Source organism: Phytoactinopolyspora alkaliphila (assembly GCF_010550695.1).
Taxonomy (GTDB): Bacteria; Actinomycetota; Actinomycetes; order Jiangellales; family Jiangellaceae; genus Phytoactinopolyspora; species Phytoactinopolyspora alkaliphila.
Map to the genome: position 1 here is coordinate 82,383 of NZ_JAAGOB010000004.1, position 25,723 is coordinate 108,105.

A 25,723-nucleotide genomic window follows, 5' to 3' on the forward strand; every position below is an offset into this window, starting at 1 on the left:
TCGAGGAGACCCGTCCCATGAACAGAGCACCTGGCACCCACAACGGCGCGACGATGTCCCGCGCGCAGTTCCTCCGGCTCGGCGGCCTCACCGCCGCCGGTGTGGCCGCACCCGGCTTCCTGAGCGGATGCTCGGCCTTCACCGGGCAGAGTTCCGAACCAGGGGACGACGCCACGGCCAGCGGCCGCCTGACGATGATGATCAGTCCGGAGCAGACTACCGGCCTGGAGGAGATATTCGACGCCTTCGAGTCCGAAACCGGTATTACGCTCGAACGTGGCAGCGCGCCCGTCGACAGTCTCAACGAGCAGCTACGCATCCAGATCACCTCGGGCACCGCCAAGGACATGTTCCGCAGCGCGCCAGGTGGAAGCGTTCCCTCGGCGCAGCTGGTCCTGGGCCGGGAAGGCTCACTGCGCGATCTGTCCGACCAGCCGTGGGCGGGCGACGTCCCCGACGCTTTCGGGCCTCTGCTCAAGGATGGTGACGCGCTGTACGGTTTTCCGATCAGCCGCGCGGCCATCGTCATCGTGTACAACAAGGCCGTCTTCAGCGACCTGGGCGCAGAACCCCCCACCACCTGGAGCGAATTCCTGGCCGTGGGCGACGAGCTGAAAGCCGCCGACATCACGCCCATCACGTTCGGGCTGGGCAACATCGCCTATATCCAGTTCATGCCGTACGCCCTGGTCTGCTCCTTGGTCAACCGCGTGACGCCGGACATCGACGAGCAGCTGGCGGCCGGCACGGCGACGTTCTCGGACACGCCGGGCTGGCGCGAGGCGCTGGAGAAGTTCAAGCTCCTCATCGACGAGTACACCGACGCCTCGCCGCTCGGCATCCCGAATGACCAGGCCATGCAGGCCGTGGCCCGGGGAGATGCGGGCATGATCCCGATCATCTCCTCGAACTTCCCGATCATCGAGGAGTTCGTCGACAACGCGGAGGAGGAGCTGGGCGCCTTCGTCATGCCGGCCACGGACAACCCCGACGACACGTGGGTCCCGTCGTCGCCGGACAGTCTCTCGGTCAACGCCGACGCGGCGAACCCGGAGGCAGCCCTGCAGCTGCTGGAGTTCCTGGCCCGCCCGGAGCACGTGACGTCGTACAACGAGCGAACGCAGTCCTTCCCGGGTTTGGTCGGCAACGAGGTGATCGAGACCATCATCGGCCGGGCGGTGGCCCCGTATCTCGACGCGCAGCGCGCCGCTCCGTACGCCAACCACCCGTGGCCGAACGGCGAGGTCCAGCAGACCTTCATGCAGACCGGTCAGCAGTACGTCGAAGGCTCGGTCTCCCTCGATGAGCTGTTGGGAGCGATGGACGACGCCTACGCGAAAGGCTCGGAGTGACCGCCACCGTCTCCAGCGGGACCGCGGCGGCCCGCGGCGCGGGCTTCGGCCTGCGCCGCGGCAACAGCGCCGGCGGCCGGCGACGCCGAGTCACGGCCGTGTCGCTGTGGTTCGTCGTTCCCGCACTGGTCATCTACGGACTCGTGGTGATCTACCCCAGCATCTCGGGTGCCGTCTATGCCTTCACCGACTGGCGCGGCGGGTCATCGGCGTCGTTCGTCGGGCTGCGTAACTTCCGCGAGCTCCTGTCCGACCCCAAGACCGCCGGCGCGCTTCGCAACACGATGCTGCTGACCGTGGTCGGCACGGTGGTACAGACGGTTCTCGGACTCCTGCTCGCCCTGGCGCTCAACTCGGCGATCAAGAGCCGTAATCTCCTGCGCACGCTGTTCTTCGCCCCCGCCTTGCTGCCGCCGGTCGTCATCGCGGTGCTGTGGCAGTACCTCTACACGCCGGGCGGCGTGATCGACAGGGTGCTGGACACGTTCGGCCTGGGCGCGCTGTCGCAGAACTGGCTGGGCAACTCCTCGGTCGCCCTGTGGTCGGTCCTCGCCGTGATCGTCTGGCAGAACGTCGGCCTCACCATGGTCATCTATCTGGCGGGACTACAGGGCATTCCCGACGAGCTGTACGAGGCCGCGTCGATCGACGGCGCCGGCACGATGGCCTCGTTCTGGAACGTCACCCGGCCGATGCTGGCGCCCGCTACCACCATCGCCGTCGCCCTCATCATGATCAGCAATCTCAAGCTCTTCGACCAGGTCTTCGTCATGACCGGTGGCGGGCCTGGCTACGCCACCGAGACATTGTCTCTGGTCATGTACAAGGAGGCCTTCGTGCTGGGGCACTACGGATACGGTGCCGCCGTGGCGCTCGTGCTCACCATGCTCGTCGCCGCCCTTGTGTTCGTCCAGGTGACGATCACGCGCCGATTCGAGGTGGAACAGTGAGACGCTCCGCCTACTCCGCACGCACCGGACTGACCGAACTGGTCATGATCACCGCCGCCGTGGCGTTCGTCTTCCCGGTGTACATCCTGGTGAACATCTCGCTGAAGAATCCCAGCGAGATCAGCGAGACACCCATCGGGCTGCCGTCGACCCTCTACACGGACAACTACAACCGGGCCTGGGAAGCCGCCTCGCTCGGTCAGGCGCTGATCAACAGCACCGTCATCACCACGCTCAGCCTGCTGTTGCTGGTGATCCTCGGGTCGATGGCGGCGTACGGGCTGGTCCGCGGCACCCGGCGGATCAACGGCATCCTGCTCATGCTGTTCCTACTCGGCATCATGATCCCGCTGCAGCTGGGCATGGTTCCGCTGTACGAGTTCATGCGGGACCTGGGGTTGCTCCAGACCTACACGTCGCTCATCGTCTTTCACACCGGAACGTTGCTGCCGGTGACTATCTTCCTGTACAGCGGATTCATCCGGGCACAGTCGGCCAGCTACGAGGAGGCCGCCCGGATGGACGGCGCGTCAAGCATGCAGGCGTTCTGGAAGATCGTGTTCCCGCTGCTGCGCCCCATCACCGGCACGGTCATCATCATCAACGCCATCCATGTCTGGAACGACTTCCTGACGCCGCTGCTGTACCTCGGCGGCTCGCAGTTCCAGACGCTGCCGGTCGCGATCTTCGCCTTCCAGGGCGAGTACGCCACGTCGTGGGGGCTGATCTTCGCCGGCCTGGTGGTGGCGATCCTCCCGATCCTGATCATCTACTTCCTGCTGCAGAAATACATCATCCAGGGGTTCGCGAGCGGGGTGAAGGGGTGACAGCCCTCATCACGTCCGTGGAGACGCTCGTCGCCCCGTTCTCCACCTCCGCCTGGCTGGACCAGCAGCGGATCTCCACGCCGATGGGCTGGTTCCCGCGCCACGCCGATCGGCGCTCCAGCTGGCGGGGGCCGGGCGCGGACCTGGTCTGGGTCATGATCAGCACCGACGACCCGGCCGTCTTCGGCATCGGGCAGACGCGAGGCGGCCGGGTCACCGAGGCCCTGATCACCGAACACCTCCGCCACCTGCTCGTGGGCCAGGACGCGCTGGAGATCACCTGGCGGACCGAGGAGCTCGCCCGCGCCGCGATGCCGTACGCCGACGGGGGTGTCAGCGCGATGGGCGTCGCCGCCTGCGAGCTCGCCTTGTGGGACCTGTCGGCCCGCGCCGCGGAGATGCCGCTCTTCCGCCTGCTAGGCGGCCGTGACGCCGCATTGCCGTACTACCTGACCTGCGCCGATCCGGACATGGTGAGTGATCTCGACGACGAGCTGCTGGTCGGCGCAGCATTGGTCAAAGTCCCGATGGCCTACGGCCCGGCGTACGGCCGCACGGGTCTCCGGCAGAACCTGGACAGGATCGAGACGCTGCGGTCGAAGCTTCCTGATCACGTCGAGATCGGCGTCGACTGCTTCATGTCGTGGAACGTCGGCTATGCGACCCGGTTCGCGGTGCAGGCGGAGCGGGCCGATCTCGGCCTGGCCTGGATCGAGGAGCCGCTGCCGCGCCTTGATCTCAGCGGCCATGCCGAGCTTCGCCAGCGGATCGCACCGGTGCGGGTCGCCGGAGGAGAACACGCCTTCGGCCTGGCCGACGGCCTGCGGCTGCTTGAGAGCCGAGCCCTCGACGTTCTCCAGGCCGACGTCACCTGGTGCGGCGGCCTTGCCACGGCCCGCACCCTCGCGGCTGTGGCTTCCCAGGCGGGGGTCGTGTTCGCTCCCCACCTGTCCGGCGCACATCCGTGGGCGCTCCACCTGCTCGCGGCCTGTGGACCCGAGGTGCTCGCCGAGGTTCTGGTAGGTGTCGGCGCACCGGCAGCTGCTCCGCGGCCGGACACCTCACCGGGGGTCGGGCTGGACCCGGCGGACCTGGGATTCCGGCAATGAGCCCATCGGTGCGGGTCGCCGTCGTCGGCGCGGGATGGTGGTCGAGCAGCCACCATCTGCCGGCCCTCGTCGCTCACCCCGGGGCGGAGCTCGTCGGGGTCGCCGACAGCGACAGTGCCCGTGCCGCCCGAGTAGCCGCGAGCTACGGTGTGCCGGCCTTCTCCTCCCTGGACGACGTCGTCGCCGCAGGCAGGGCCGAAGCGGCGGTCATCGCCACTCCGCACGCGACGCACCACGCCCTGACCAGGCAGGCACTCACCCAGGGGCTGCATGTCCTGGTCGAGAAGCCGCTAGCGCTGACCTCAGGCGACGCGTTCGACCTGATGCGTCTCGCGGAGTCCCGGAGAAGACACCTCTCCGTCGGCTACACCCATCAGTACGAGGACGTGGCCGATGCCGTGCGGGCCGCGGTCCACGCCGATATCGGCGAGCTCGTTCAGGTAACGGTCGAGTACTCGTCACGAGCCGGCAGGCTGTTCGCGGCCGCCGAAGCCGGCGCCGCGTCTACCACCGTTGACGTCCCGCCGGGACAGCCGCACCCGGAGGCCTACTCCGCGGCCAACGGGGGCGGACAGGCTCACACACAGCTCACGCACGCGTTGGGCATGCTCTGCTGGACCACTGGCCGCGAGCTCTCCGACGTGGCCGCCTTCACCGATCACCGCGGGTTCGAGGTCGACGTCTCCGACGTCGCGGCGTTCACCCTGTCCGGCGGCGCGACCGGGGTGGCCGTCGCCACCGGAGCCACACCCGCGGGCGTGCCGGTCCGCCAGCACATCCGCTATGCCGGCACCGAGGGCACCGTGTCCCACGACCTGTTCCGCACCGAAGCACATGTCCATCGGACCGACGGCGCCACCCGCGCTGTCCGGCACGACCAGCATCAGGCGCCGTACCGAGCAGGCGAGCCGGCGCGCGCCTTCATCGATCTGGTGCACGGAGACGGCCCCAACCGTGGGCCCGCGCGCCCGGCGGCCGCGGCCGTCGCCGCTGTCGAAGCGATCCTCGAATCCGCCCGGCGTGGCACACCGGTCCGCGTCGCCCAGCTCCCACCACTCTGACCTCTATGGATGTCCCGTCCGTGCGGACGTTTCCCCGATCGTCCGTCCACCACGAAGGGTTGAATCGACGATGACCACCCTGTCAAGCGCTCGACGAGCGGCAATCGTTCTCACTGCCGGCGCCATGGCCGTGACCGGCCTGACCGCCGCGACCGCGGCCGCAGATCAGACTCCAGCTCAGCTCCCGGCTGTCGCGCAGTTCGATCCGCACTCGGTGCGCCTGACCGACTTCACCGGGCCGGAGCAGACGATCGCGCCGTACCTGGCCCTGGTCGCGCACGTCGCGAACGGCGTCGTGGACGATGATCCCGAGCTGTACGGCTTCATCGACTGCGCGTGCTGGCGAGTAGGCGTCGACGCCCCAACGAATGCCAGGGTCCAGGAGAACGCGCTGACCATGGCGTACTTCTATTCGATGGACCGGCCGTGGAACCCGTACTACGGCGACGACGCGCTCCGGCTCCGGCTGGAAGCAGCACTGACGTACTGGATGTCACTGCAGAGCCCCGAGGGAGCCTTCCCCGAACTGCCCCATGACACCCGGTCCAGGCCCGGGACCGCCTTCTCCCTCGATTTCCTCGGCCGAACACTCCTGGACGTGCTCGACCAGGGCCCCGGTATCGACCCCGACGTCCGGGCCGATGTGGAACAGTCGATCCGACGGGCGGCGGAGTGGTTCCTGACCGATGAGACCCAGGTCTGGAGCGAGTACGGCGAGATCTTCTCGAACCAGGTGGCCGCGGGGCTGACGGCGATCAGCGGGCTGATCCACCGGCTCGACGACCCGGAGCTCACGGCGCTGTTCCGTACCCGAGTCGACTACCTGGCCGAGCGGATGCAGAGCCCGGCCGGTCACTATTACGAAGAGGCTGTTGGGCACCGGTATTCGGTCCAGGTCATGAGCAAGGACCTCGGGCACTGGGCGGATCCGGAGACGCAGCCGGTGATCGATGTGATGCAGGAGCGCTACCTCGACTGGCTGCAGTATCAGGCCCTGCCCGAGCCGGACGGATCCGGATTCTTCATCAACACCGCGCTCGATGCCCGGCACTCCCGCTGGAACTACGAGGAGGTCATGGCGATAGGCGCGGGGCATTCGTGGAGCGCCCGCCTGGCCGCCGCGCGGGCGTTCGGAGACTCCGCCGAGAACGTCGCGCAGGCTCGAGACCAGTGGCGCGCCGGAGGCTGGGCAACGTCCGTGGCTCCGGTGGTTGAGCAGCGCCGGACCCGGGTGGACCCGGTGCTGATCCGCGATGTCTTCGCCGACGAGCACTATCCGACCGCTGCGGAGAAAGCTGCCGCGACCGCGGCTTTGCGGCCGATGTCCGAGGACGGGTTCACCCACCACGCCACGTCCGGGAAGGTCGATCTGACGTTCCTCCACGCCCAGCGTGGCGGCCTGTTGGTTGGCATGGCGTGGGGACCGCAGCCGAACTTTCCGCCCGGACGGCCTTCTCAACGCACCGACTGGGACTATCCCCGGCACGGCCGGCAGTATCTGTGGCACCAGGACACCGGCATGGTGATTCAGTCGCACAACGCTGTCCGCGCCGGCGGGCCGAGCGTGACCGGCATCGACGACGAGCTGGTGTGGTCCACCATCGTCCCTGGCAGCGGCCTCGTGGACGCGTATCTCGATCACGACGTCTCGTTCAGCCAGGACGGCGACCACGTGGCCGCCCCCGAGGACACCGCGACCGGATCCGTGTCCGCCACCTCCCGCCGCCATGACGGCGGCGAGGGCCCCGTGGTCACCACCACCGTGGACGACGACGGACTCACCGTCGCGGTGCGCTCAGCCGGTCGTTTCATCGAGCGGCTCCCCTTGGCCCTGCGACACGGTGACACCATGGCGTGGCTGGACGAGGATGGCGTTCCCCAGGTCACCACCACGACGGCGGACGAGGCGACCGGGCTGTTGATCGGGCGAGGCGCGCAAGCCATCGAAGTTCGCTGGGACAGGCCGCGGCAGGCAACCGTCCGACCCACATCGGTGGTCTTCCCGCAGACGCCCGCGCTCGGCACGGACCCGGACGTGGTCGGCACGCTTCACCTTCTCGACATCACCGGGGTTGATGAGCTGACCTACCGGGTCGGCGTCGTCGACGACGCCTGCCTGAACTCGGATCTTTCACCCACGGTGGTGATCGGCGGTATCGACAGCAAGGTCGAGAACCGCGATCGAGGCGACGGCTGCACGGTGCTCGACCTGATCGCGGCCGGCGATCCCTGGCCGGGCCACGGCACTTTCGTCCGCCATGTCGACGCGGTGACCCGGGAGCTTCGGTCGGCGGATGTTCTCAGCGCCCGCGAGGCGGCGGCGGTCCGAGCCGCCGCTGCCGCTTCGGCCATCGGCGACGATCGCGCCGCCATTCAGCTTGACGCTACGGAAGTACTCGCGGGCAGCGTCGTCACCGGCACAGTGTCCGGCGACGGCATTGACTGGGCCAGGATCGCCGGCCCGTGCGTGGATGGCGGTCAGGTCGAGGTGCCCGGAGCAGGTTCGATAGAACTCCTCGTCGCCGAGACAACGCTCGTCGGGCCGTGCGAACTGAGCTTGACCACACGCTTCACCGACGGCGGATCTGAGCTCGACGAAGCAACTGTCGACATCGTCCCCGATGCCGAAGGCGTGGTCTTCCGGGACAGCTTCAGCGGCGACGCCGCAGGGGCGTGGCAGGTATTCGACGGGAACTGGTCGATCGACACCGGCGCCTACGTCCAGACGGACGCATCCCTCACCGGCAAACGCACCGGTGTACGGGATCTTGGATTCACCGACGGATTCATCGAGTTCGACGTCGAGATCGTGGACGCCGCCGGTGACCCGACCAACTGGGCAGGTGTCCAGCTGCGCACCACGCGGTTCGGTGACAACTTCACCGACTCGGGCTACATGGTGTTCATGCGGCAGACCGGTGAGGTGTTCGTCTACAAGGCCGGTGCCGGAACCATTGCGCGCGGTGACGTGCCCGCCAGCGTGCCGAGCCGGATCCGGGTCGAGGCCCAGGGTCCTGAGCTGACGATCCTCGCCGACGGCGAGCACGTGGTAACTGCCACCGATGACGAGTTCACCAGCGGTTCGGTGCATCTAGTGACCGGGCGTACCCATTCGCGGTTCGACAACGTCGTCGTCGGCCAGAAGTGATCATCGACGGCCACTGCCACTCGTGGCGACGCTGGCCCTACGACCCGGGAGTGCCCGATCCGGACACCCGCGGGTCGGTGGAGACGCTGCTGGACGAGCTGGACCGGCACCAGGTGGAGCGCGCCCTGGTGATCTGTGCCCGGATCGGTGCCACAGCCGGTCCGGAATGCCGCAACGACGACAACAACGACTACGTCGCGGCGGCCGTCCGCCGGCATCCAGATCGCCTGGTGATGGCGGCCGATGTGGACAGCCGCTGGCTCCCGGAGCATCACACGAGCGGCGCAGCCGCACGGCTTCGGGAGACCGCCACGCGGTATGGCATCTCCGCGTTCACCCACTACGTGGGCGATGAGGACGACGGATGGTTGACCACCGACGATGGCACGGAGTTCTTCGCCGCGGCGGCCGATCTCGGCCTGATCGCCTCGCTCGCGGTCACACCGTCCTGGTTCGGCGCGGTAGGCCACATCGCCCGGCTCCTTCCGGGCCTGCCGATCTTGTTGCACCATTCCGGGCTGGTCCGGCTGTGGTCGTCGTCGTTCGAGGACGACATCCGCACGCTCCTCGAGTTGGCAGAGGCACCGAACGTGTTCGTCAAGGTTCCGGGGTTCCATTACCTGAGCCGGCCGTCGTTCGAGTATCCGTTCCCCGAGGCGTGCACGCGGGTGCTCCGGCCGCTGGCCGACACGTTCGGGGCACACCGGCTGATCTGGGGATCGGACTTCCCCGTTGCGCAGTCACACCTCACGTACCGGCAGTCGTTGGCGCTGGTCCAGGACCACACCCCATTCTGGACCGATGCCGAACGGTCACAGGTCATGGGTGCGACGCTGGAGGGTCTTCTCGCGCGTCGTCTCTGAGCTGGGCGGCACGCAACGTGAGATAGCGCTGCTCGGGAATGCTCGCCGTTCGCGTCGCGGCCCGCTGGTATGCCTGCTGAGCTGCCGTGAGCTCGCCCGCAAGTTCGAGCAGGTGTCCGCGGACCGCGTCCAGGCGGTGGGTCTGCGCGAGCCGGTCGTCCGCCTCCAGAGTGCCGAGCACGGTCAGTCCAGCTCTCGCGCCGTGCACCATGGCGACGGCCACGGCGCGGTTGAGCGCGACCACCGGTCCCGGCGCCACCCTGTCGAGAACGTCGTACAGGGCGAGTATCTGCGGCCAGTCGGTCTCGTCGGCGCTCGGAGCCTCGTCGTGTACGGCATTGATCGCCGCCTGCAGCTGATAGGGGCCGACCGGAGCCGAGCCGAGGGTCCGAGTGAGCAGCCCGATGCCCTCAGCGATCCGGGCCTGGTCCCACAGATCACGACGTTGCTCGGCCAAGGGGATCAGTGAGCCGTGCTGGTCCGTACGCGCCGCCCGGCGGGCGTCGGTGAGAAGCATCAACGCCAGGAGTCCGGCCACCTCCGCCTCGTCGGGCCGCAGCCGGAGCAGCATGCGGGTGAGCCGGATGGCCTCGGCGGTGAGATCGGTACGCTGCAGGTCAGCGCCCGCGCTGGCGGTGTAGCCCTCGTTGAACACCAGGTACAAGGTATGCACGACCGAGGCCAGGCGTGCTGGCCATTCGTCCTCCGCCGGGGCGCTGAAGGTGGCGCCCGAGGCCTTGATGCGCTGCTTGGCCCGGCTGATGCGCTGTCCCATCGTCGTCTCCGGCACGAAGAACGCGTTGGCGATCTCGGCCGTGGTCAGACCGCCGACGGCTCGCAACGTCAAGGCGATCGCCGAGGCCGGGGGCAGCACCGGGTGGCAGCACATCAACAGGACGGTGAGCGTGTCGTCGTCGGGTTCGCCCTCGTCAGCGGCACGAGCGAGATGCGCGTCAGGCAGTGCCTTCGCGGCGACCAGGTCCTCGCGTCGTCGCCGTGCCTGCTCGCTGCGGAAGTGATCGACCATCCGACGCGACGCCACCCGGATCAGCCATCCCCGGGCATCGTCGGGCACCCCCTCGCCCGGCCACTGCGTCGCGGCCGCGATCAGCGCCTCCTGTACGGCGTCCTCCGACGCGTCGAAGTCGCCGTAGCGGCGCGTCACAGCGCCCAAGACCCGCGGTGCGAGGTCGCGCAGCAGGTCCTCGATCGTGGTGGCGGAAGAGTGCACGTCACACGTCGACGTTTGGTGCCTGCATGATCTGGCGCACCTCGATTGGGATGTTGACGGGCGCGCCGTCCTTGCCGGGAGCCGCCGATGCGCGTGCGGCGATCTCGACTGCTCTCTCAGGGGTGTCGCAGTCGACGACCCAGTACCCGGCGAGAAACTCCTTCGTCTCCGGGAACGGTCCGTCCGTGACGACCGGCGCGCCTCCGGCGCCGGCTCGCACCACGATTGCCTGCTCCGGGCCGGCCAGCCCCTGCGCGTCCACCAGCTCACCGGACCGGGTGAGCTCCTCGTTGAATGTGCCCATGAAATCGATGTGCGCCTTGAACTCCTCAGCGCTCAGGGAGTTGACCCACTCTTGCGATTCCGCCTGGCTGCCCTGCATCAGCAACATGTACTTCATGGCTGTACTCCTTCTGCTCGGGACGGCGCCCCGGTGGCGCCTCCACAGGTACATCGGAGCACGACCGGAGTTCTCGACGTCCCACGCACACAAGGCTAGGACCGCGTCAGCTCACCCGCGAACAGCCGCAGCCATGTGGCGCTTCAGATCCTCGGTTTACCGGGATCTTTCCCGATCAGCGTCACGTTCCTGTGCGACTATGCGCAGGATGGCGTCGGCGGAGCGGTCGATGTCGTCGTCGGTCGTCGACCAGTTCGACACCGAGATGCGGATGAGCCGCCGACCCCGCCACGTCGTCCCACCCAGCCAGCACGTCCCTTCCTGCTGGACGGCACCGACAACTCGATCGGTGAACTCGTCGTCGCCGACGCTGACCAGAACCTGGTTCAGCACCACGTCGTTGACGATCTCGACGCCCCCGGATGCCAGCCGACCGGCGAAACGGCGAGCCAACCGGCACGTCCGCTCGACCAGGCCGGCAGCGCCCTGCCGGCCGAGCTCCCGAAGTGCCGCCCACACCGCGAACCCGCGGGCCCGCCGGGACGACTCGAGCGCGAAGTCCGACAATCCCGGTGCTCCCCCCGACCCCACCAGGTACGACGCCGTATACGAAACCGCCGCCGCGTGCACTTCGGGCCGGGAGCAGAATACGAATCCGCTGTCGTACGGCACGTTGAGCCACTTGTGCCCATCGCAACCCCACGAGTCCGCGAGCTCGACGCCGCTTACCAGATGAGCAGTCCGGGGGCTCGCTGCCGCCCACAGCCCGAACGCGCCGTCCACGTGGGCCCATCCGCCATGTCGATGGACGATCTCACACGCGCGGCGGAGGTCGTCGCACGCGCCCGTGTTCACGTTGCCTGCCTGAAGGCAGACGATCGACGGGCCGTGTCCCGCGCTCAGCACGCGCTCGAGGTCGGCGAGATCGATCGCTCCGTGGTCGTCGGCGGCGACCTTCTCGATCGCCCCGGTTCCGAAGCCGAGCAGCCGTAGCGACCGATCGATCGTCGCATGTCGCTCCACACCCGCCACGATCCGGACCGGCGGCGCACCAACCAGTCCGTCCCTCTCCACGTCCCACCCGAGCTCGGCGTAGGCGTGATGCCGCGCCGCGGCCAGACCCACGGTGTTCGCGGCCTGAGCTCCCGTCACGAATCCGACCGAAGCCGAGGCAGGTATGCCGAGCAGGTCCTTCAGCCATTCACCGGCCACCTCCTCCGCGGCCGCCGCCGCAGGGGACAGAGTGGCGTTGAAGGCCACCTGGTCCCAGCCGAGCGCCACCATGTCCGCGGCGGTCGCCGCGGGAAGCGATCCACCGATGACGAACCCGAAGAACCGCGGGCCGGCCGTCGCGACAAGTCCGTCCGACGCGGCCAGGGTGAGCTCGTCGATCACCTCGTCCGGGGGTGTCGGGGCGTCCGGTAGCGCCACGCCGAACCGTCGCCGCAGGGTCAGCGGATCCACCGGAACGGCCACCGCCTGGTTCGCCAAGCTGGCCCGATAGTGCACGGCGTGGTCGGCCGCGCGCCGGAGAAGGTCATACGTCTCATTCATCACTCTGACGTTACGCCTGTACGCGCACGCGTAGAGTCGTGATCGTGGCTACGCGGCCGGGCCGTGAGCGGGTCGGTGACAGTCGCCGTGAGATGGGTAGAGGCAGAAGGCGGTCCCTGCGCGAAGCGGTGGACCGGCACAGAGATGGGAGTGAATCTTCATGATCGGATTTCTCGTCGCCGGACTGATCATTGGCGCGCTCGCGCGGCTGATCAAGCGCGGGAAGCAGGACCTCGGTATCGTCGCCACGCTTCTGCTCGGACTCGTCGGCTCGGTGATCGGCGGTACCGTGGCGAACCTCCTGGGGACGGGCGACATCTTCGAGCTGAACTTCCTGGGCTTCGTCGTGGCCGTCGTCGCCGCCGTATTACTGATCGGCGTCGCCGAAGGGATGTCGAATCGGCAGGGCAGCAAGAGCTGACGCGCGTACCGTCGTCATCGAACGGGACCGGCACCGCTGACCCGCAGCGCGGGAGTCAGCCACGGGGTCAATCGCCTGCATCCCAGAAGAACTGCAACTCCGTACCCTCATGGGGATCGCCATCCGGTGTCGCGTCCTGCGCCGTCGTCATATTCAGGTTCTCGATGCGGAGATATCGATCTTCCAGATAGACGTCGACCACCACAGGGACGTCGTCGGGCAGCCCGTCGAGGTATCGTCGCAGCGCGCCTACGGTCAGCATGAGATCAGCCTCCAAAATCGCCGCCGACGCGCGCTCCGTACTCAGCCCTGGAACATGTGCCGACACGCGTCGACACCGTCGACCACGACATCGACCTTAGTCACGTGTGCCCAGCGCGCGCGGCTCAAGCGAAGCCGATCCGAGGTCAGCACCTCTGATCCTCTCGCGTCGCGCGAGATGCCGTCGCTCTCGTACCCCAGCTTGCGGGATACCGCCTGGGAGGCGTGATTGTCCTGGAAGACCTCCGTCCGGGCGGCTTCGGCCCCTAGATGATCGAACGCCAGGGTGAGCAAGCCCAACCGAGCCTCGGTTCCAAGCCCCTGTCCATGGTGCGCGGTTCCCAGCCACGACGTGGTCGTCACCTCACGCACCACTGGGAAGTCCTTGGCTCTCAGGGTCACCATGCCGAGAGGTTCGCCGGATGTCGCGAAGACGCCCAACCCAAGGCTCCAGTTGTCGACCCCCATGTAGAAAGCGCCTCCCAGTACGATTGCAGCAGAATGCGCATCCGGTCTTCCGCGGTGCCATCGGTCCAGGGTGTGAGAAAAGGGCGCTCGGACGGGCGGTGTATCCCACGCCCGACCAACTCCGCGAGTGGAGCGAGGTCCGCCTCGCGCGGCAGACGGCGGCGTATTGCTGGACGACGAAATCGCCTCCATCAGACTGCCGCCAGAAGAACTTCACCGCTTTGAGTTCTGCACGCACGCTGAGGCGCGTGAGCGCCTCCCAGTACACCTCTGGCGCCGGATAGCCTTAGCGATCCGCGCGCGCCACAGCGGCTCTGCGATTTACCTCGAAGACGGCTATCAGCTCAGTTGATGCCTTGCGCACAGGCCAGCGCTTCGTGGCGTTGACGATCGGCGGGCTCTTGAAGCGGCGGTGGCTGAGGGCCAGGTGGCAGTTACCGAGGAGGCGCTAGTGACACTCGTTGTGTCGCCGCCGGAGGACCGGCACAATACCGCTTCTGAGCTGGGGTTTCTTGGTGGAGCGGGTGACGGGAATCGAACCCGCACTGTCAGCTTGGGAAGCTGAAGTTCTACCATTGAACTACACCCGCGTGACGCTGTTGAACAGCGCCGGGATGAATGTTACCTGCTTTCGTCCGCGCGGGACACCTCCGTCACCCAGTGATCGGGATGCCCGGCGATCAGATGACTGAACGCGCCCTATCGGACCGGTTGCGCATCTGATCGTTCGCTGTCCGCATTGTGAGACGTCATCGGATGACATAACCGTGCCGATCCGCCCGGTGGGCACACCTGATCGCTCTCGCAAAGAAGATCAGGTGCATGAACGACGATCAGGTGACGAACTCGCCACCAGCTCAGTCCGCCGGCGTCGGCACGACCGCCGGGAGCCGGATTGTGAACACCGATCCCTCGCCCTCGGCACTGCTGACATCGACGCTTCCCAGGTGCGCCTCCACCAGGTGCTTGGTGATGGCCAAACCGAGTCCGCTGCCACCGGTCTCCCGACTCCGGGATTCCTCGACTCGGTAGAAGCGGTCGAACAGGCGCGGCAGATGCTCACTTGGAATGCCAGGGCCGTCGTCGGCAACAGAAAGAGCAACCGACTCCCCGTCGGAACGGACCGAGACGGTCACCGTGCCGCACTCGGGAGTGAACCGGATGGCGTTGGAGACAAGGTTGCCGAGCGCCTGGCGCAGTCGGCCTGGGTCCACTGACACGATTGTGGACGCCGGAGCGTCGTCACCATCCGCGTCGAGATCGGCAACCAAGACCACACCCGCGTCATCGGCGCTGGCGCGGTGTGCCGCGACGGATTGGCGGACCAGGTCTACCGCGTCTCGCGGCTCGGGGTGGATGCGCAGCTTCCCGGCGTCGGCCAGCGCCAGATCCTGCAGATCGTCGATCAGCCGCTGCAGCAGCGCGGACTCCTCGAGGAGCGACGTCACCAGGCCGGAGTCGAGAGGGACGACGCCGTCCTGGGCAGCTTCCAGGTACCCGCGGACGTTGGCCAAGGGGGTGCGCAGCTCGTGCGCCACGTCACTGACCATGGCGCGGCGCTGAGTCTCGTTGGTCTCCAACGACTCGGCCATCGCATTGAACGCACTGGCCAGCTGGGACACCTCGTCCCGGCCTGCGGCCGCGACGCGCACCCCGTGTTCTCCCGCTCCCATCCTGCCGGCGGCCGCGGTCAACGCACGGATCGGACGGGCCAGCCGGCGGCCGGCGAGCACGGTGACACCGGTGGCAGCGATCAAGACCGCCGCCCCAGCCAATACCGTCCGCCACCAGCCATCACCGAAGAACGGATCAAACCGGCCGGCATCGCCGGAATAGAGCAGTGCGGGCTCCGCGACAAAATCCTCCATCGTCTCGGTCCAGGCCGATTGCTCGCACTCGCCCCAATGGCCCCACCCCGGCTCGTCGAGCGATGACGTACTGCCGTCGGTTCCTGGTTCTGGCACCACCCGCTTAAGCCCAGCTTCCACCTCCACCACCACATAAGGGATGTCGTTGCCCTCCAGGCATTCCTTGAACGAGCGGATCTCTTGCTCGTTGAACTTCAACGCCGCTTCACTGGCTTCGAACAACCCACCAGACAGGCACGGGTGCGCCGCTTCGCCACCACCGACGTACATCGAGTTCAGGCCATAGATGAGATCCCCCGAGTAGTCGTCGGGGATCGCCACGCCGTCGAGGAGTCGCTCCGCATAGGCCTCCCCGACGATCATCACCTCACCCGTCGGAGTGACCACCAGCTCGTCTTCGGTACCGAGCTCGTCACGCAGACAATTCTGGGCTTCCACCGCCAGGGAGACTCGGGCCTGGGCCTCCTCGGTTTCGAGCCGCCAGACCGGCGAAATGCCCGACGGCGCGAAGGAGGAGACCAGGACCTGCCCTGCTGCGGAGCGAGTCGCAGCCGACGCCTCCCACTTCTCCATGACGGTGGTGTCCAAATTCTCCGCCACGAAGCTGTCTCCCTGGTAGCCCACCACTGTCGTTTCCAGCCCCCGGAGCTGGTCAGAGAGCGCATCGATCTCCGCCGTGGGATTCGAGGACAGTGCCGGAGCAGGGTGGCCCGCTATGGCCGCGGAATCCGCCAGGACCTCGCCTTCCAGGGTGGTCAGCGCCACCCGGCGGTCGGTGCGTTCAGCCAGGTCGGCGACGAGTGCCTCGACACCGTCCCAGGAGTCGTGCCGGGTCGCGTACGCATTCAGTTCCTGGAAAATGAACGTGTCGGCTTCCAGCGTGCGCTCAAACTCGCCACGGAAACGTTCGCTGGCGTCCCGGTTGATCAGCCATGCCGTGGCGGCGATGGCGAACACAGCCACAGCGAGCGAGAGGCCCAGCAGCCGCAGCAGGAGACTATGTCGCATCGGCAGCCCTCGACGCGACAGCCGCCGACGGTTTGGCTCGCTCCGTCATCTTGTAGCCGACCCCATAGACGGTCAGCAGATATGCCGGCGCCGTAGGATCGGCTTCGATCTTGCGCCGCAGGTTCATCACATGGACGTCCACGGTGCGTTCCAGCACATAATGGTCGAAACCGAACGCCTGCTCCAGTAGGTACTGCCGGCTGAAGACGCGCCCGGGCGATGCTGCCAGGCAGGCCAGGATCTTGAATTCCGCGGGCGTCACGTCCACCCGGTTTCCGGCCAGCCGCACCTCGTGACGCACCGGATCCACCTCGAGCTCTCCGATCCGGTGGACGTCGTCGTCCAGCGACGCCTGCCGGGAACTCCGGCGCAGCACCGTCCGGACCCGGGCCACGAGCTCGCGTGGACTGTACGGCTTGGTGATGTAGTCGTCGGCGCCGAGGTCCAGCCCGAGGAGGAGGTCGTCCTCGGTGGACCGAGCGGTCAGCATAATGATCGGGACGTCCGCCTCGGTGCGCAGGATCCGGCACACATCCAGCCCGTCGACACGAGGCATCATGACGTCGAGGATCACAAGATCGGGGGAGCGCCGCCGGGCCTCGTCGAGTGCCACCCTGCCATCGGGCGCGACGATGACCGCATGCCCCTCTCGTTCGAGGTAGCGGCGGACGAGGTCGGCTTGCTTGTGGTCGTCCTCGGCCACCAGGATTCGGGCTGCCATGCCCGCCAGTGTTCCAGGATCCGGTCAAGATCCTGTGAAGAGTGACTACCTGACCGCGCTTTCATAGGTATTTCACAGCTTCACGGCAGTGTCTGCGGCATGAGAAACACACACCAGCGCACAGCATGGTTCCTTGGTGCCGCCGCACTCGTCCTCACAGCAGGCTGCTCGGCGAGCGGCTCAGGCACCGACACCGACGACGGGCACAATGCCACGGGCCCGCTTGCCGAATTCATGCCCCACTCCCCGGCGACCACCGGACTCGGCGGGCATGGTTTCCGCCTCACCGATGAACCTCCGGAGCACTCCGACCACGAGATCCTCCATCAACGCCGGATCGAGGAATTGGTCGCCGAATGCATGCGAGACGCAGGCTTCGAGTACGTGCCGGAGTCTCTGGAGAACGACGACACCGGCCTACCAGCCTTCGACGAGGCATACGCGCTGGAACCTGGCGAGTTCGCCGAGCAGTACGGCTACGGCCTCACCACCATCACCTTCACCGGAGCAGCCAACGAACCCGAGCAGGACGGCCCCAACGACGACATCCGGGATGCCCTCAGCGAGTCGGCGCGTAAGGCGTACGACGCCGCCCTCTGGGGCGAACAAAATGAGGACTCCGGTATCCGTGACAGCACCGGTTGTTACGACCAGGCGCATGCGAAAGCCGGCGACGACGGGCCGACCCTGGACGAGATCAGTGTCGAGTTCGACCCACTCTTCGAAGACGTCGACGCGCTCTTCGACCGGGTTCGTCGCGATCCACGCGTGTCCGCGGCGGTCGGTGACTGGCAGGAGTGCATGGCCGACCACGGCTTTCCGGGCTTCGACGAACTGGACCAGCCGTACTGGTCAGTGCACCAGCAAGCGTCCGAGGTGAGCGTGCCGGAGGACGAATTGCCAGCGACAGCCGGCGAGGACGGTGGCGTCATCATCGAGGGCGACGCCCGCTTCGTGATCGACCCCCAGGACCTGGCGCGGCTGAAGGAGTACGAAACCGAGCTGGCCACCGCCGACTTCCGCTGCCGGGACGAGCATGAGCACACCTACCGTGACGTTGCCCTGGAGCTTGAGGAAGAGTTCGTCGATGCTCACCGAAGCGAGCTCGAGCGCTATCGCGAGATCGTCGCCGGGCAGGGCGACGTCTGATGATCTGCCGCCCACAAGCCCGTTCCGCATGGCCCGACCCGAGAGATGAAGATCCAGTGAGGAGCATGGAGCTGACCGCTTCTTCACAAGATCTTCACAGCCCAACCGCCATCCTCGGCGATGTGAGAAGACAACACATCCATCAGGCACTCTGGTTCGTTCTCGGCGCTGGCGGGCTGTTGCTCGCCGGCTGCTCCGGCGCACCAGACGAGTCGACATCGGAAAACACCACAGGACAGAGCTCGGGTGACCAGCAGAGCCCGCTCGCCGAGTACGTGGGGGACACCATCTCCCAGGGGTTCAGGGGAGGAGGCGTGCTGGTCGCAGTCGGCCGTGGCGAAGAAGCGGACTCCGACACAGAACGGCAGAAGTTCCGGCAAGTGCAGGAACTGGTCGCCGAGTGCATGAGAGACGAGGGGTTCGATTACGTACCCGAGACTCTGGAGGACCTCGAAGCGACCACGGCCGACTTCAACGACGCCTTCGCCCTGGAACCTGAGGAATTCGCGCACACGTACGGCTACGGCATCACAACTCTGAGGGGGAGCAAGAGCGACGACGAGACCCCTGACCCCAACCAGGCGATCCGCGACGGCCTGTCGGACTCGGCCAAGGACGCCTACGACCAGGCACTCTGGGGAGATCTGACGGCCATGCTGAACGCGGAGGGCGCCGGCGACGTCATCGGCGAGCCCGGCGAGCTGGAGAGCTTGGACCACGGATGCCATGGCCGCGCGAGCGAAGAAGTCTACGACATGGAGGGCGGCTCCGTCGTCAGTTCCGACGACGGCGAGTTCAATGGCCTCTTCGACGACATCTTCGCTCTGCAGGAAAGGATCCGGCGTGACTCGAGGGTCGTCGCCGCCACCGAGGAATGGCAGCACTGCATGGCCGACGCCGGACATCCTGACTTAGAGACCCCAGACGATCCGGTGAGCTCGGTCCTCAATCGTCTCGACCAGCTCCAGTCATCCGATGACGACACCGATGAGCAATCATCCAGTTCCGTCACCGCGGGGGAGTTTCCAAGCGAAACTTCCGACATCGATCCAGAGGCGCTGCGCAAGCTGCAGGAATACGAGATCGACCTGGCCACGGCCGATTACTCCTGCCAGCAAGAACACTATGAGGAGGTCTACCGTGACGTCGCGTTCGACATGGAGCGGGAGTTCGTCGACGCCAACCAGGCCGAGCTCGAGCGGTACCGTGACTGGGCGGCCGAGTCCGGCGGCAACGGCTGATGCGATCCCGCAGTCGTACTCTCCTGACCGTCGTGGGCATCGCGGTAGCGGCGCTGGCCTCCGGCGTCTTCGCCGGTACGCGGATCACCTCACCGGAGGAGGCCGCGGCACGAACGGCCCCGCCCGAAGCGTCTGACGTCACGGTTCCGGTCGAGCGTCGCGTGCTGGAGAGCGCCGTGATCGCCCGCGGGGACGCGTCGTACACAGGCGCGGTGGACGTCGAGCTCCAGTTCCCCGGCCTGGAGACCACTCCGGTCGTCACCGGCCAGGTCCCCAAGGTCGGAGACAAGGTCGGCCGCGGCGACGTGATCCTGGAGATCATCGGTCGCCCGGTTATCGCGCTCGGCGGCGACATCCCCATGTACCGGACGCTGCGGCCGGGAATGAGCGGCCCGGACGTGAAACAGCTGGAGAAGGCGCTGGACAAGCTTGGACTCGATCCCGGCACCGTCGACGACGTGTACACGAACACCACGGGCAACGCCGTGGCGTCGTTGTTCGAAGACGCGGGATACGAACCGCCGGCGCCGGACCCGGAGATCCAAGCGGCGTTGGACGCGGCCGACGACGCGGTCCGCAGCGCCGAGGACGACGTGGCCAACGCCGAAGCCATGCTGGCGAGTGCCTCCGCCGGACCGGGAAACGCGGAGAAGATTGCCGCACAGAACGACGTCGACCAAGCGGCCCGAGCGCTGCAGCAGGCGAAGGAGGACGGCGACCGCCCAGCCGTCGCCGACGCCGAAGCGCAACTCAAGCTGGCCAAGGCGAATCAAGAAGACCTGCTCAAGGGCCCAGACACGTCGGGTGAAAGAGCCGCCCTCAACGCCGCACGCAAGCGGCTCGCGGACGCGCAAAGTGACCGGGACGCCGCGGCGGCGGAGGCCGGCACTCCGCTCCCGGCGTCGGAAGTCGTCTTCGTCCCGAGTCTCCCGCGCCGCGTCGATGCGGTGAACGTCAAGCGTGGCCAGGAGGCCGATGGCGCGGTCATGTCCATCAGCGGTGCCGACATGGTGGTGACGGCGAACGTTGACGCCGCCGCCCGTGAGCTCCTCGCCGAAGACATGGAGGCCGTTCTAGAGCTGCCGAACGGCGATGAAGTGACGGCGCCGATCACCGAGATCCGAGAAGCTTCCGACGACGAGTCCACGTACGACGTCGTCCTCACGCCTGAAGACCTGAGCACGGAACAGGTCGATGCTCTGCGATCGGCCAACATCAGACTGACCATCCCGGTGGCGAACACCGACGGGGAGGTCCTCGCCGTGCCGCTCGCAGCGCTGACCGCGGGGCCGAGCGGCGAAGCTCGCGTCGAGGTTCAGCGCCCGGCCGGTGACGACGGCGTCGCCACCGAGCTGGTGGAGGTGGAGGTCGGTCTCACCGCCAACGGCTACGCCGAGATCGAACCGGTCGACGGTTCCGTGGACGAGGGCGATCTGGTGGTCGTCGGGCGAGAGGCGCCGGCCGATGACAACGACGAGTGACGCGTCGCCGTCGCCGCCTGTGGTGGAGATGGTCGGAGTAGGGCGGTCCTTTCCCGGCCCGCCGCAGGTGCACGCCGTCAGGGACGTCGACCTGGCCATCGACCGGGGCGAGTATCTGTCCATCGTGGGGCCGTCCGGATCCGGCAAGTCCACATTGCTACACCTGCTCGGACTACTGGACCGGCCGACTCACGGCACCTACCGGCTGGACGGCGTGGACGTGAGCGAACTCTCCGAGGCACACCGCGCGGAACTGCGTGGAGAACGCATCGGCTTTGTCTTCCAGGCGTTTCACCTGCTTCCACACCGAAGCGTCCTGGAGAACGTCGGCCTCTCCATGCTGTACCAGCGCGTGCCGAGACGGGAACGGGTACAGCGGTCCCGCGACGCCCTGGAACGCGTAGGGCTGGCGCATCGGGTCGACTTCGACCCGGGAACGTTGTCCGGCGGTGAACGCCAGCGCGTCGCCATCGCCCGGGCACTTGTCGGCGAGCCAAGCCTGTTGCTGGCCGACGAGCCGACCGGGAACCTCGACTCCGACAACGTCGAGGCTGTGCTCGACCTGTTCGACAAGTTGCACACCGAGGGGATCACCGTGGCGGTCATCACCCACGACGACCATGTGAGCGCACGCGCGGGCCGGCGGGTGCGCATCACCGACGGAACGCTGAGTGAGGCCGCGGTATGAAGATGAGACGAAGGCTGACGCTTCGCGACCTGGTCGATGAGGCACTCTCCGGCGTCGCTGCGCGACCATCCCGGCTTGCCCTGACCACGCTCGGAACGGTGATCGGCGTCGCGGCGCTGGTATCGACGATCGGCCTGGGGCAGACGGCGTCCGGGCAGATCTCGGACCGGTTCGACGCCACCAGCGCCACCCGCGTCGTCGTCGAAGCCGGAGAACGAGACAGCCCGGACGGCGCCGTTCAGGCGACCGAGCTTCCATGGGACGCCGCGGACCGGGTGGCCCGCCTCTCCGGGGTGGCATCCGCCGGGACGTTCGCCCGGGTGGCTGTGGGCGGCGCGAATGTCCGGGGCGTGCCTATCAACGACCCGAGTGGCTCCATCGACCACGACATCCCGGTCACCGCGGTGACAGAGGGTTTGTTCGACGCGGTCAACGGCGTCCTCTCTACCGGCCGGTTCTTCGACTCCGGACACGACGAACGCGGCAACGCGGTGGTGGTGCTGGGGAGGTACGCGGCAGAACGCCTGGGTATCAATCGCGTGGACGCACAGCCGTCCATATTCATTGGTGACCGGCCGTTCACCGTCGTCGGGATCCTCGATACCGTGTCCCACCGCTCCGAACTCCTCGACTCGGCCATCCTTCCCATGGGGACCGCGGAGTCGCTGTACGGCCTGCAAGCGCCGGCGGCCGTGGAGATCCGCACCGAGCTCGGCGCCGCCCAGTTGATCGGGTCGCAGGCGGCGCTCGCGGTCGCGCCCAACAGCCCAGAGCTGCTCAGCGTGGAGGTGCCGCCTCGCCCGGGTTCGCTGCGCGACGACGTCTCGACCGACATCAACGCGCTCTTCCTGGCGCTCGGTGGACTGGCGCTTCTGGTCGGCGGGCTCGGTATCGCGAACATCACACTGCTCTCGGTGATGGAACGGATCTCCGAGATCGGGCTGCGCCGATCCGTCGGAGCCAGCAGCAAGCACATCGCCGGACAGTTCATCGTGGAGAGCGTGGTGATCGGCTTTCTCGGTGGGCTCATCGGAGCAGCGGCGGGTGTCCTGGCCACCGTCGGCGTATCCGTTGTGCAGGACTGGACGCCCCTGCTGGACTACCGGCTGGCGGTACTGGCGCCTTTCCTCGGCGCGGCGATCGGACTGCTGGCCGGTACCTATCCGGCCTGGCGCGCGTCCACCATCGAACCCATTACGGCATTACGTACGAATTGAGGACAATGTGGGACAGCTCACCCAAGGGCGTCCGCAGAGTGAGACGATGGGTTGCGATCGCGTCTCGATCAGCCCACGTTGCGGTCCGCCGGGTCACCCAGGAGATGCGCGAGAGTAGACCGTTCGTATAGCGTTAGCCACTGGACCAGGACGAAGGCGGGGTTCGCCCGGACTGGTCAGATGAAGGCGTTTGAGTCAGTCATCGCCTGGTCGGTGCCATCAGTGGCGCCGTTTGCTCGCTTTCGAGCGCAGGTCAGAACCCCGTCTGACGTCGAGTTGTCGCGTGGCTCACTGGCGGCCCCTGGGCGCCTACAGCCCGCCCGGTACCACCGGTGCGTCGCGTGGCCGACAAAGCGAGAGGTGAAGTATTGGCCGCGGTACGCGCGGAAGGGCTCTACAAGGTGTTCGGCCGAAGGGCTGACGTCGCAGTACGCCAGCTCAAGGAGGGCGCGAGCCGCGACGACGTCGCGAAGCTCGGCGCCACCGCCGCAGTCATCGACGCCAGCTTCGAGGTGCAGCCCGGCGAGATCTTCGTCGTCATGGGCCTCTCCGGCTCGGGAAAGTCCACGCTCATCCGCATGCTCAACGGCCTGTGGGAGGCGACAGACGGGCACGTGTACATCGACGGCATGGACATCGCGAACATCAGCGACGCCCGGCTCCGTCAGGTGCGGAAAGAGAAGATCAGCATGGTCTTCCAGCACTTCGCCCTGCTTCCTCACCGGACGGTCGTCCAGAATGCGGCGTACGCACTAGACATCCAGGGTGTCGACAAAGAGGAAAGGCTCACTCGGGCGCAGGAGGCACTGGAGCTCGTCGGCCTCAGGGGCTGGGAGGACAAGTATCCGTCGCAGCTCTCCGGCGGCATGAAGCAGCGGGTCGGGCTGGCCCGCGCGCTCGCGGCCGGCAGCGACATCATGCTGATGGACGAGGCGTTCTCCGCGCTCGACCCGCTGATCCGGCGTGAGATGCAAGATCAGCTCGTCCAGCTCCAGAGCTCGCTGAACAAGACCATCATCTTCATCACCCACGACCTCAACGAGGCCATGCGCCTGGGCGACCGGATCGCCGTGATGCGCGACGGCCGGATCGTCCAGATCGGCACCGCGGAAGAGGTCTTGAACGACCCCGCCAACGACTACGTCGCCCAGTTCGTGGCTGACGTCGACCGGACCCGGGTCCTCACCGCTGCCAACGTCATGGAGCCGGCGCAGTACGTCGTCAATGCCGAGGCGGGTCCACGAGAGGCCCAGCACACCATGCGTGAGCGGCAGGCCAGCGCGGCGTTCGCCGTCGGCCGCCGCGATCGGAAACTGCACGGCGTGGTCCACGACAAGGATGTCGTCAACGCTGTCAAACGGGGCGACCAGTCGATTGCAGCAATCATCGACCCGAACGTCGGCTCGGTGCACCAGGACACCTACCTGGCCGATCTGTTCGCGCCGTCGGCCGAGTCGCCGCTTCCGCTTGCCGTCATCGACGATGAGAAGCGGCTGGTGGGAGTCGTTCCGAGGGTGACATTGCTCTCCGCGATGGCGAGCTTCGTGGAAGTCATCCACACCGGCGAACACCCGCCGGTGAACACAGGCTCACCGGAGGATGCAGAGAACGAACCCACACCGGACGAGGTCGTCGTGGTGCCGCCGCGGGGGGGAACAGCGTGATTCGCGCCGAGAGTTTCGATCCGCTCGATCCACGGATCGAGGTTGGCAAGTGGGTCGACAGCACCTTCGATTGGCTGACGGACACTTTCGAGCCTGTGCTGAACTTCATCAGCGATGGCTTGTCCACCGGCTACGACTCGTTGAGTTCCGCACTGCGAGATCCGTCGCTGGCCATGATGATTGTGCTGTTCGCTTTGCTGGGATGGCTTGCATGCTCCCAGCTCGACAACCTGCGGTCGCTGCCAGCGGCTGGGCGGGGAGCGATCGTGGTGGTGGCCGGCGCGGTTGGCGCAGGTGCCCACGTGCTCACCACCGATCTGGAAGCGCCGTTCCTGGGCATGATCGCCGCCTTCGCACTGCTCGGCTGGTTTGTGCGCTCCTGGTTGTTCGGGCTCTTCACTGTCGTCGCCTTCTATCTCGTCGCGGCGATGGGTCAGTGGGACCGCGCCATGCAGACGCTGTCGCTGGTACTCATTGCGGCGGCCATCGCGACGATACTGGCGATACCACTGGGCGTTTGGGCCGCGAAGTCACCGACCGTGAGCCAAGTCGTGCGGCCGGTGCTCGACTTCATGCAGACCATGCCTGCAATGGTGTACTTGATCCCGACCCTCATCGCGTTCGGCATCGGCGTTGTTCCTGGGATGATCTCCACTGTCATCTTTGCGATGCCGCCGGGCGTGCGTTTCACCGAACTTGCCATACGCCAGGTCGACTCGGAGGTGGTGGAAGCCGGGCAAGCCTTCGGCTCTCCGCCCTTCCGAATCCTGCGGCAGATTCAACTGCCGCTGGCGCTTCCAACGATCATGGCCGGCATCAATCAGGTGATCATGCTCGCCCTGTCAATGGTCGTTCTGGCCGCAATGGTGGGCGCTTCCGGCCTAGGGCTGGAGGTCGTGGCGGGACTCCAGGGCCTCCAGGTGCCCAGAGGCGTCGAGGCCGGGTTGGCGGTCGTGGTCCTGGCTATTTACCTCGACCGAGTTGTCGCTGCGCTCGCGGACCGCGCACCTGTGGTGCGAGCCAGCCGAGTTCGGGACTAGA

General features: G+C 67.0%; 22 protein-coding genes and 1 tRNA gene. 15 read left to right on the forward strand and 8 right to left on the reverse strand.

Annotation, left to right across the window (positions count from 1 at the left end; translation table 11 throughout):
* Positions 1 to 17: 17 nt before the first annotated feature.
* The 7 genes from G1H11_RS08580 to G1H11_RS08610 all read left to right on the forward strand — a co-directional run bounded on the left by G1H11_RS08580 (position 18) and on the right by G1H11_RS08610 (position 9,310).
* The gene (locus G1H11_RS08580; protein ID WP_163818081.1) at positions 18 to 1,352 is read left to right on the forward strand and encodes an ABC transporter substrate-binding protein; all 1,335 of its coding nucleotides are present in this window, start codon (positions 18 to 20) and stop codon (positions 1,350 to 1,352) included.
* Positions 1,349 to 2,302: a carbohydrate ABC transporter permease gene (locus tag G1H11_RS08585; protein ID WP_216843579.1), complete on the forward strand. Its 954-nt coding sequence runs from the start codon at positions 1,349 to 1,351 to the stop codon at positions 2,300 to 2,302. The genes G1H11_RS08580 and G1H11_RS08585 overlap by 4 nt, the downstream gene beginning before the upstream one ends.
* On the forward strand, positions 2,299 to 3,129 hold the full coding sequence (locus G1H11_RS08590; protein ID WP_216843580.1) for a carbohydrate ABC transporter permease: 831 nt from the start codon (positions 2,299 to 2,301) through the stop codon (positions 3,127 to 3,129). Before G1H11_RS08585 ends, G1H11_RS08590 begins: the two co-directional genes overlap by 4 nt.
* Positions 3,126 to 4,238 (forward strand): enolase C-terminal domain-like protein, encoded by a 1,113-nt coding sequence (locus G1H11_RS08595; RefSeq protein ID WP_163818083.1) that lies wholly within the window; start codon positions 3,126 to 3,128, stop codon positions 4,236 to 4,238. Before G1H11_RS08590 ends, G1H11_RS08595 begins: the two co-directional genes overlap by 4 nt.
* Positions 4,235 to 5,299 (forward strand): Gfo/Idh/MocA family protein, encoded by a 1,065-nt coding sequence (locus G1H11_RS08600; protein WP_163818085.1) that lies wholly within the window; start codon positions 4,235 to 4,237, stop codon positions 5,297 to 5,299. Before G1H11_RS08595 ends, G1H11_RS08600 begins: the two co-directional genes overlap by 4 nt.
* Positions 5,300 to 5,369: 70 nt before the next feature.
* Positions 5,370 to 8,447 carry a hypothetical protein gene (locus G1H11_RS08605; RefSeq protein WP_163818087.1) on the forward strand — a complete coding sequence of 1,026 codons (3,078 nt, stop codon included), beginning with the start codon at positions 5,370 to 5,372 and terminating at the stop codon, positions 8,445 to 8,447.
* Between the two features lie 50 nt (positions 8,448 to 8,497).
* The gene (locus tag G1H11_RS08610) at positions 8,498 to 9,310 is read left to right on the forward strand and encodes an amidohydrolase family protein (protein WP_343074834.1); all 813 of its coding nucleotides are present in this window, start codon (positions 8,498 to 8,500) and stop codon (positions 9,308 to 9,310) included.
* Here G1H11_RS08610 and G1H11_RS08615 read toward each other — a convergent pair.
* The 3 genes from G1H11_RS08615 to G1H11_RS08625 form a co-directional block, all read right to left on the reverse strand.
* Positions 9,267 to 10,541 carry a sigma-70 family RNA polymerase sigma factor gene (locus G1H11_RS08615; RefSeq protein ID WP_163818091.1) on the reverse strand — a complete coding sequence of 425 codons (1,275 nt, stop codon included), beginning with the start codon at positions 10,539 to 10,541 and terminating at the stop codon, positions 9,267 to 9,269. The two genes, G1H11_RS08610 and G1H11_RS08615, sit on opposite strands and share 44 nt — an antisense overlap.
* A 1-nt stretch (position 10,542) precedes the next feature.
* Complete coding sequence (locus G1H11_RS08620; RefSeq protein ID WP_163818093.1) at positions 10,543 to 10,941, reverse strand: YciI family protein; 399 nt, start codon at positions 10,939 to 10,941, stop codon at positions 10,543 to 10,545.
* 156 nt (positions 10,942 to 11,097) lie between these two features.
* Positions 11,098 to 12,495, reverse strand: coding sequence for a pyridoxal phosphate-dependent decarboxylase family protein (locus tag G1H11_RS08625; RefSeq protein ID WP_163818096.1), 1,398 nt, complete (start codon positions 12,493 to 12,495; stop codon positions 11,098 to 11,100).
* Between the two features lie 160 nt (positions 12,496 to 12,655).
* Between G1H11_RS08625 and G1H11_RS08630 the strand changes: the two genes are divergently transcribed.
* Positions 12,656 to 12,916 carry a GlsB/YeaQ/YmgE family stress response membrane protein gene (locus G1H11_RS08630; RefSeq protein ID WP_163818098.1) on the forward strand — a complete coding sequence of 87 codons (261 nt, stop codon included), beginning with the start codon at positions 12,656 to 12,658 and terminating at the stop codon, positions 12,914 to 12,916.
* Between the two features lie 67 nt (positions 12,917 to 12,983).
* Here G1H11_RS08630 and G1H11_RS08635 read toward each other — a convergent pair whose 3' ends face one another.
* The 5 genes from G1H11_RS08635 to G1H11_RS08655 all read right to left on the reverse strand — a co-directional run bounded on the left by G1H11_RS08635 (position 12,984) and on the right by G1H11_RS08655 (position 17,242).
* Positions 12,984 to 13,178, reverse strand: a complete 195-nt coding sequence (locus tag G1H11_RS08635; RefSeq protein WP_163818100.1) for a hypothetical protein — start codon at positions 13,176 to 13,178, stop codon at positions 12,984 to 12,986.
* 41 nt (positions 13,179 to 13,219) lie between these two features.
* Positions 13,220 to 13,582 carry a GNAT family N-acetyltransferase gene (locus tag G1H11_RS25185; RefSeq protein WP_216843581.1) on the reverse strand — a complete coding sequence of 121 codons (363 nt, stop codon included), beginning with the start codon at positions 13,580 to 13,582 and terminating at the stop codon, positions 13,220 to 13,222.
* Positions 13,583 to 14,161: 579 nt separating this feature from the next.
* Positions 14,162 to 14,235 (reverse strand) — tRNA-Gly (locus tag G1H11_RS08645).
* Between the two features lie 267 nt (positions 14,236 to 14,502).
* A complete protein-coding gene (locus G1H11_RS08650; RefSeq protein WP_163818102.1) occupies positions 14,503 to 16,521 on the reverse strand; it encodes a sensor histidine kinase in 2,019 nt (672 codons plus the stop codon).
* The gene (locus G1H11_RS08655) at positions 16,511 to 17,242 is read right to left on the reverse strand and encodes a response regulator transcription factor (RefSeq protein WP_163818104.1); all 732 of its coding nucleotides are present in this window, start codon (positions 17,240 to 17,242) and stop codon (positions 16,511 to 16,513) included. Before G1H11_RS08655 ends, G1H11_RS08650 begins: the two co-directional genes overlap by 11 nt.
* A gap of 99 nt (positions 17,243 to 17,341) precedes the next feature.
* Here G1H11_RS08655 and G1H11_RS08660 point away from each other — a divergent pair, with 99 nt between their 5' ends.
* From G1H11_RS08660 to G1H11_RS26980, 7 genes are all read left to right on the forward strand, one after another.
* On the forward strand, positions 17,342 to 18,391 hold the full coding sequence (locus G1H11_RS08660; RefSeq protein WP_163818106.1) for a hypothetical protein: 1,050 nt from the start codon (positions 17,342 to 17,344) through the stop codon (positions 18,389 to 18,391).
* A 122-nt stretch (positions 18,392 to 18,513) separates the two neighbouring features.
* Entirely contained in the window at positions 18,514 to 19,632 is a 1,119-nt protein-coding gene (locus G1H11_RS08665) for a hypothetical protein (RefSeq protein WP_163818107.1), read from the forward strand.
* Positions 19,633 to 19,664: 32 nt separating this feature from the next.
* The gene (locus G1H11_RS08670) at positions 19,665 to 21,113 is read left to right on the forward strand and encodes a peptidoglycan-binding protein (protein WP_163818109.1); all 1,449 of its coding nucleotides are present in this window, start codon (positions 19,665 to 19,667) and stop codon (positions 21,111 to 21,113) included.
* Complete coding sequence (locus tag G1H11_RS08675) at positions 21,097 to 21,801, forward strand: ABC transporter ATP-binding protein (protein WP_163818111.1); 705 nt, start codon at positions 21,097 to 21,099, stop codon at positions 21,799 to 21,801. Before G1H11_RS08670 ends, G1H11_RS08675 begins: the two co-directional genes overlap by 17 nt.
* Positions 21,798 to 23,018 (forward strand): ABC transporter permease, encoded by a 1,221-nt coding sequence (locus G1H11_RS08680; RefSeq protein WP_216843582.1) that lies wholly within the window; start codon positions 21,798 to 21,800, stop codon positions 23,016 to 23,018. Before G1H11_RS08675 ends, G1H11_RS08680 begins: the two co-directional genes overlap by 4 nt.
* Before the next feature lie 368 nt (positions 23,019 to 23,386).
* Positions 23,387 to 24,682, forward strand: a complete 1,296-nt coding sequence (locus G1H11_RS08685; protein ID WP_163818432.1) for a quaternary amine ABC transporter ATP-binding protein — start codon at positions 23,387 to 23,389, stop codon at positions 24,680 to 24,682.
* The gene (locus G1H11_RS26980; RefSeq protein WP_216843583.1) at positions 24,679 to 25,722 is read left to right on the forward strand and encodes an ABC transporter permease; all 1,044 of its coding nucleotides are present in this window, start codon (positions 24,679 to 24,681) and stop codon (positions 25,720 to 25,722) included. The genes G1H11_RS08685 and G1H11_RS26980 overlap by 4 nt, the downstream gene beginning before the upstream one ends.
* The last annotated feature ends 1 nt before the right edge of the window (position 25,723 follow it).

What these genes read in the sequence shown, in the direction of transcription:
- G1H11_RS08635 (WP_163818100.1), bottom strand. Translation starts at nt 13,178, where the DNA reads ATGCTGACCGTAGGCGCGCTGCGACGATACCTCGACGGGCTGCCCGAC.
- G1H11_RS08680 (WP_216843582.1), top strand. Translation starts at nt 21,798, where the DNA reads ATGAAGATGAGACGAAGGCTGACGCTTCGCGACCTGGTCGATGAGGCA.
- G1H11_RS08620 (WP_163818093.1), bottom strand. Translation starts at nt 10,941, where the DNA reads ATGAAGTACATGTTGCTGATGCAGGGCAGCCAGGCGGAATCGCAAGAG.
- G1H11_RS08630 (WP_163818098.1), top strand. Translation starts at nt 12,656, where the DNA reads ATGATCGGATTTCTCGTCGCCGGACTGATCATTGGCGCGCTCGCGCGG.
- G1H11_RS08660 (WP_163818106.1), top strand. Translation starts at nt 17,342, where the DNA reads ATGAGAAACACACACCAGCGCACAGCATGGTTCCTTGGTGCCGCCGCA.
- G1H11_RS08625 (WP_163818096.1), bottom strand. Translation starts at nt 12,495, where the DNA reads ATGAATGAGACGTATGACCTTCTCCGGCGCGCGGCCGACCACGCCGTG.
- G1H11_RS08650 (WP_163818102.1), bottom strand. Translation starts at nt 16,521, where the DNA reads ATGCGACATAGTCTCCTGCTGCGGCTGCTGGGCCTCTCGCTCGCTGTG.
- G1H11_RS08600 (WP_163818085.1), top strand. Translation starts at nt 4,235, where the DNA reads ATGAGCCCATCGGTGCGGGTCGCCGTCGTCGGCGCGGGATGGTGGTCG.
- G1H11_RS08675 (WP_163818111.1), top strand. Translation starts at nt 21,097, where the DNA reads ATGACAACGACGAGTGACGCGTCGCCGTCGCCGCCTGTGGTGGAGATG.
- G1H11_RS08580 (WP_163818081.1), top strand. Translation starts at nt 18, where the DNA reads ATGAACAGAGCACCTGGCACCCACAACGGCGCGACGATGTCCCGCGCG.
- G1H11_RS08605 (WP_163818087.1), top strand. Translation starts at nt 5,370, where the DNA reads ATGACCACCCTGTCAAGCGCTCGACGAGCGGCAATCGTTCTCACTGCC.
- G1H11_RS25185 (WP_216843581.1), bottom strand. Translation starts at nt 13,582, where the DNA reads ATGGTGACCCTGAGAGCCAAGGACTTCCCAGTGGTGCGTGAGGTGACG.
- G1H11_RS08655 (WP_163818104.1), bottom strand. Translation starts at nt 17,242, where the DNA reads ATGGCAGCCCGAATCCTGGTGGCCGAGGACGACCACAAGCAAGCCGAC.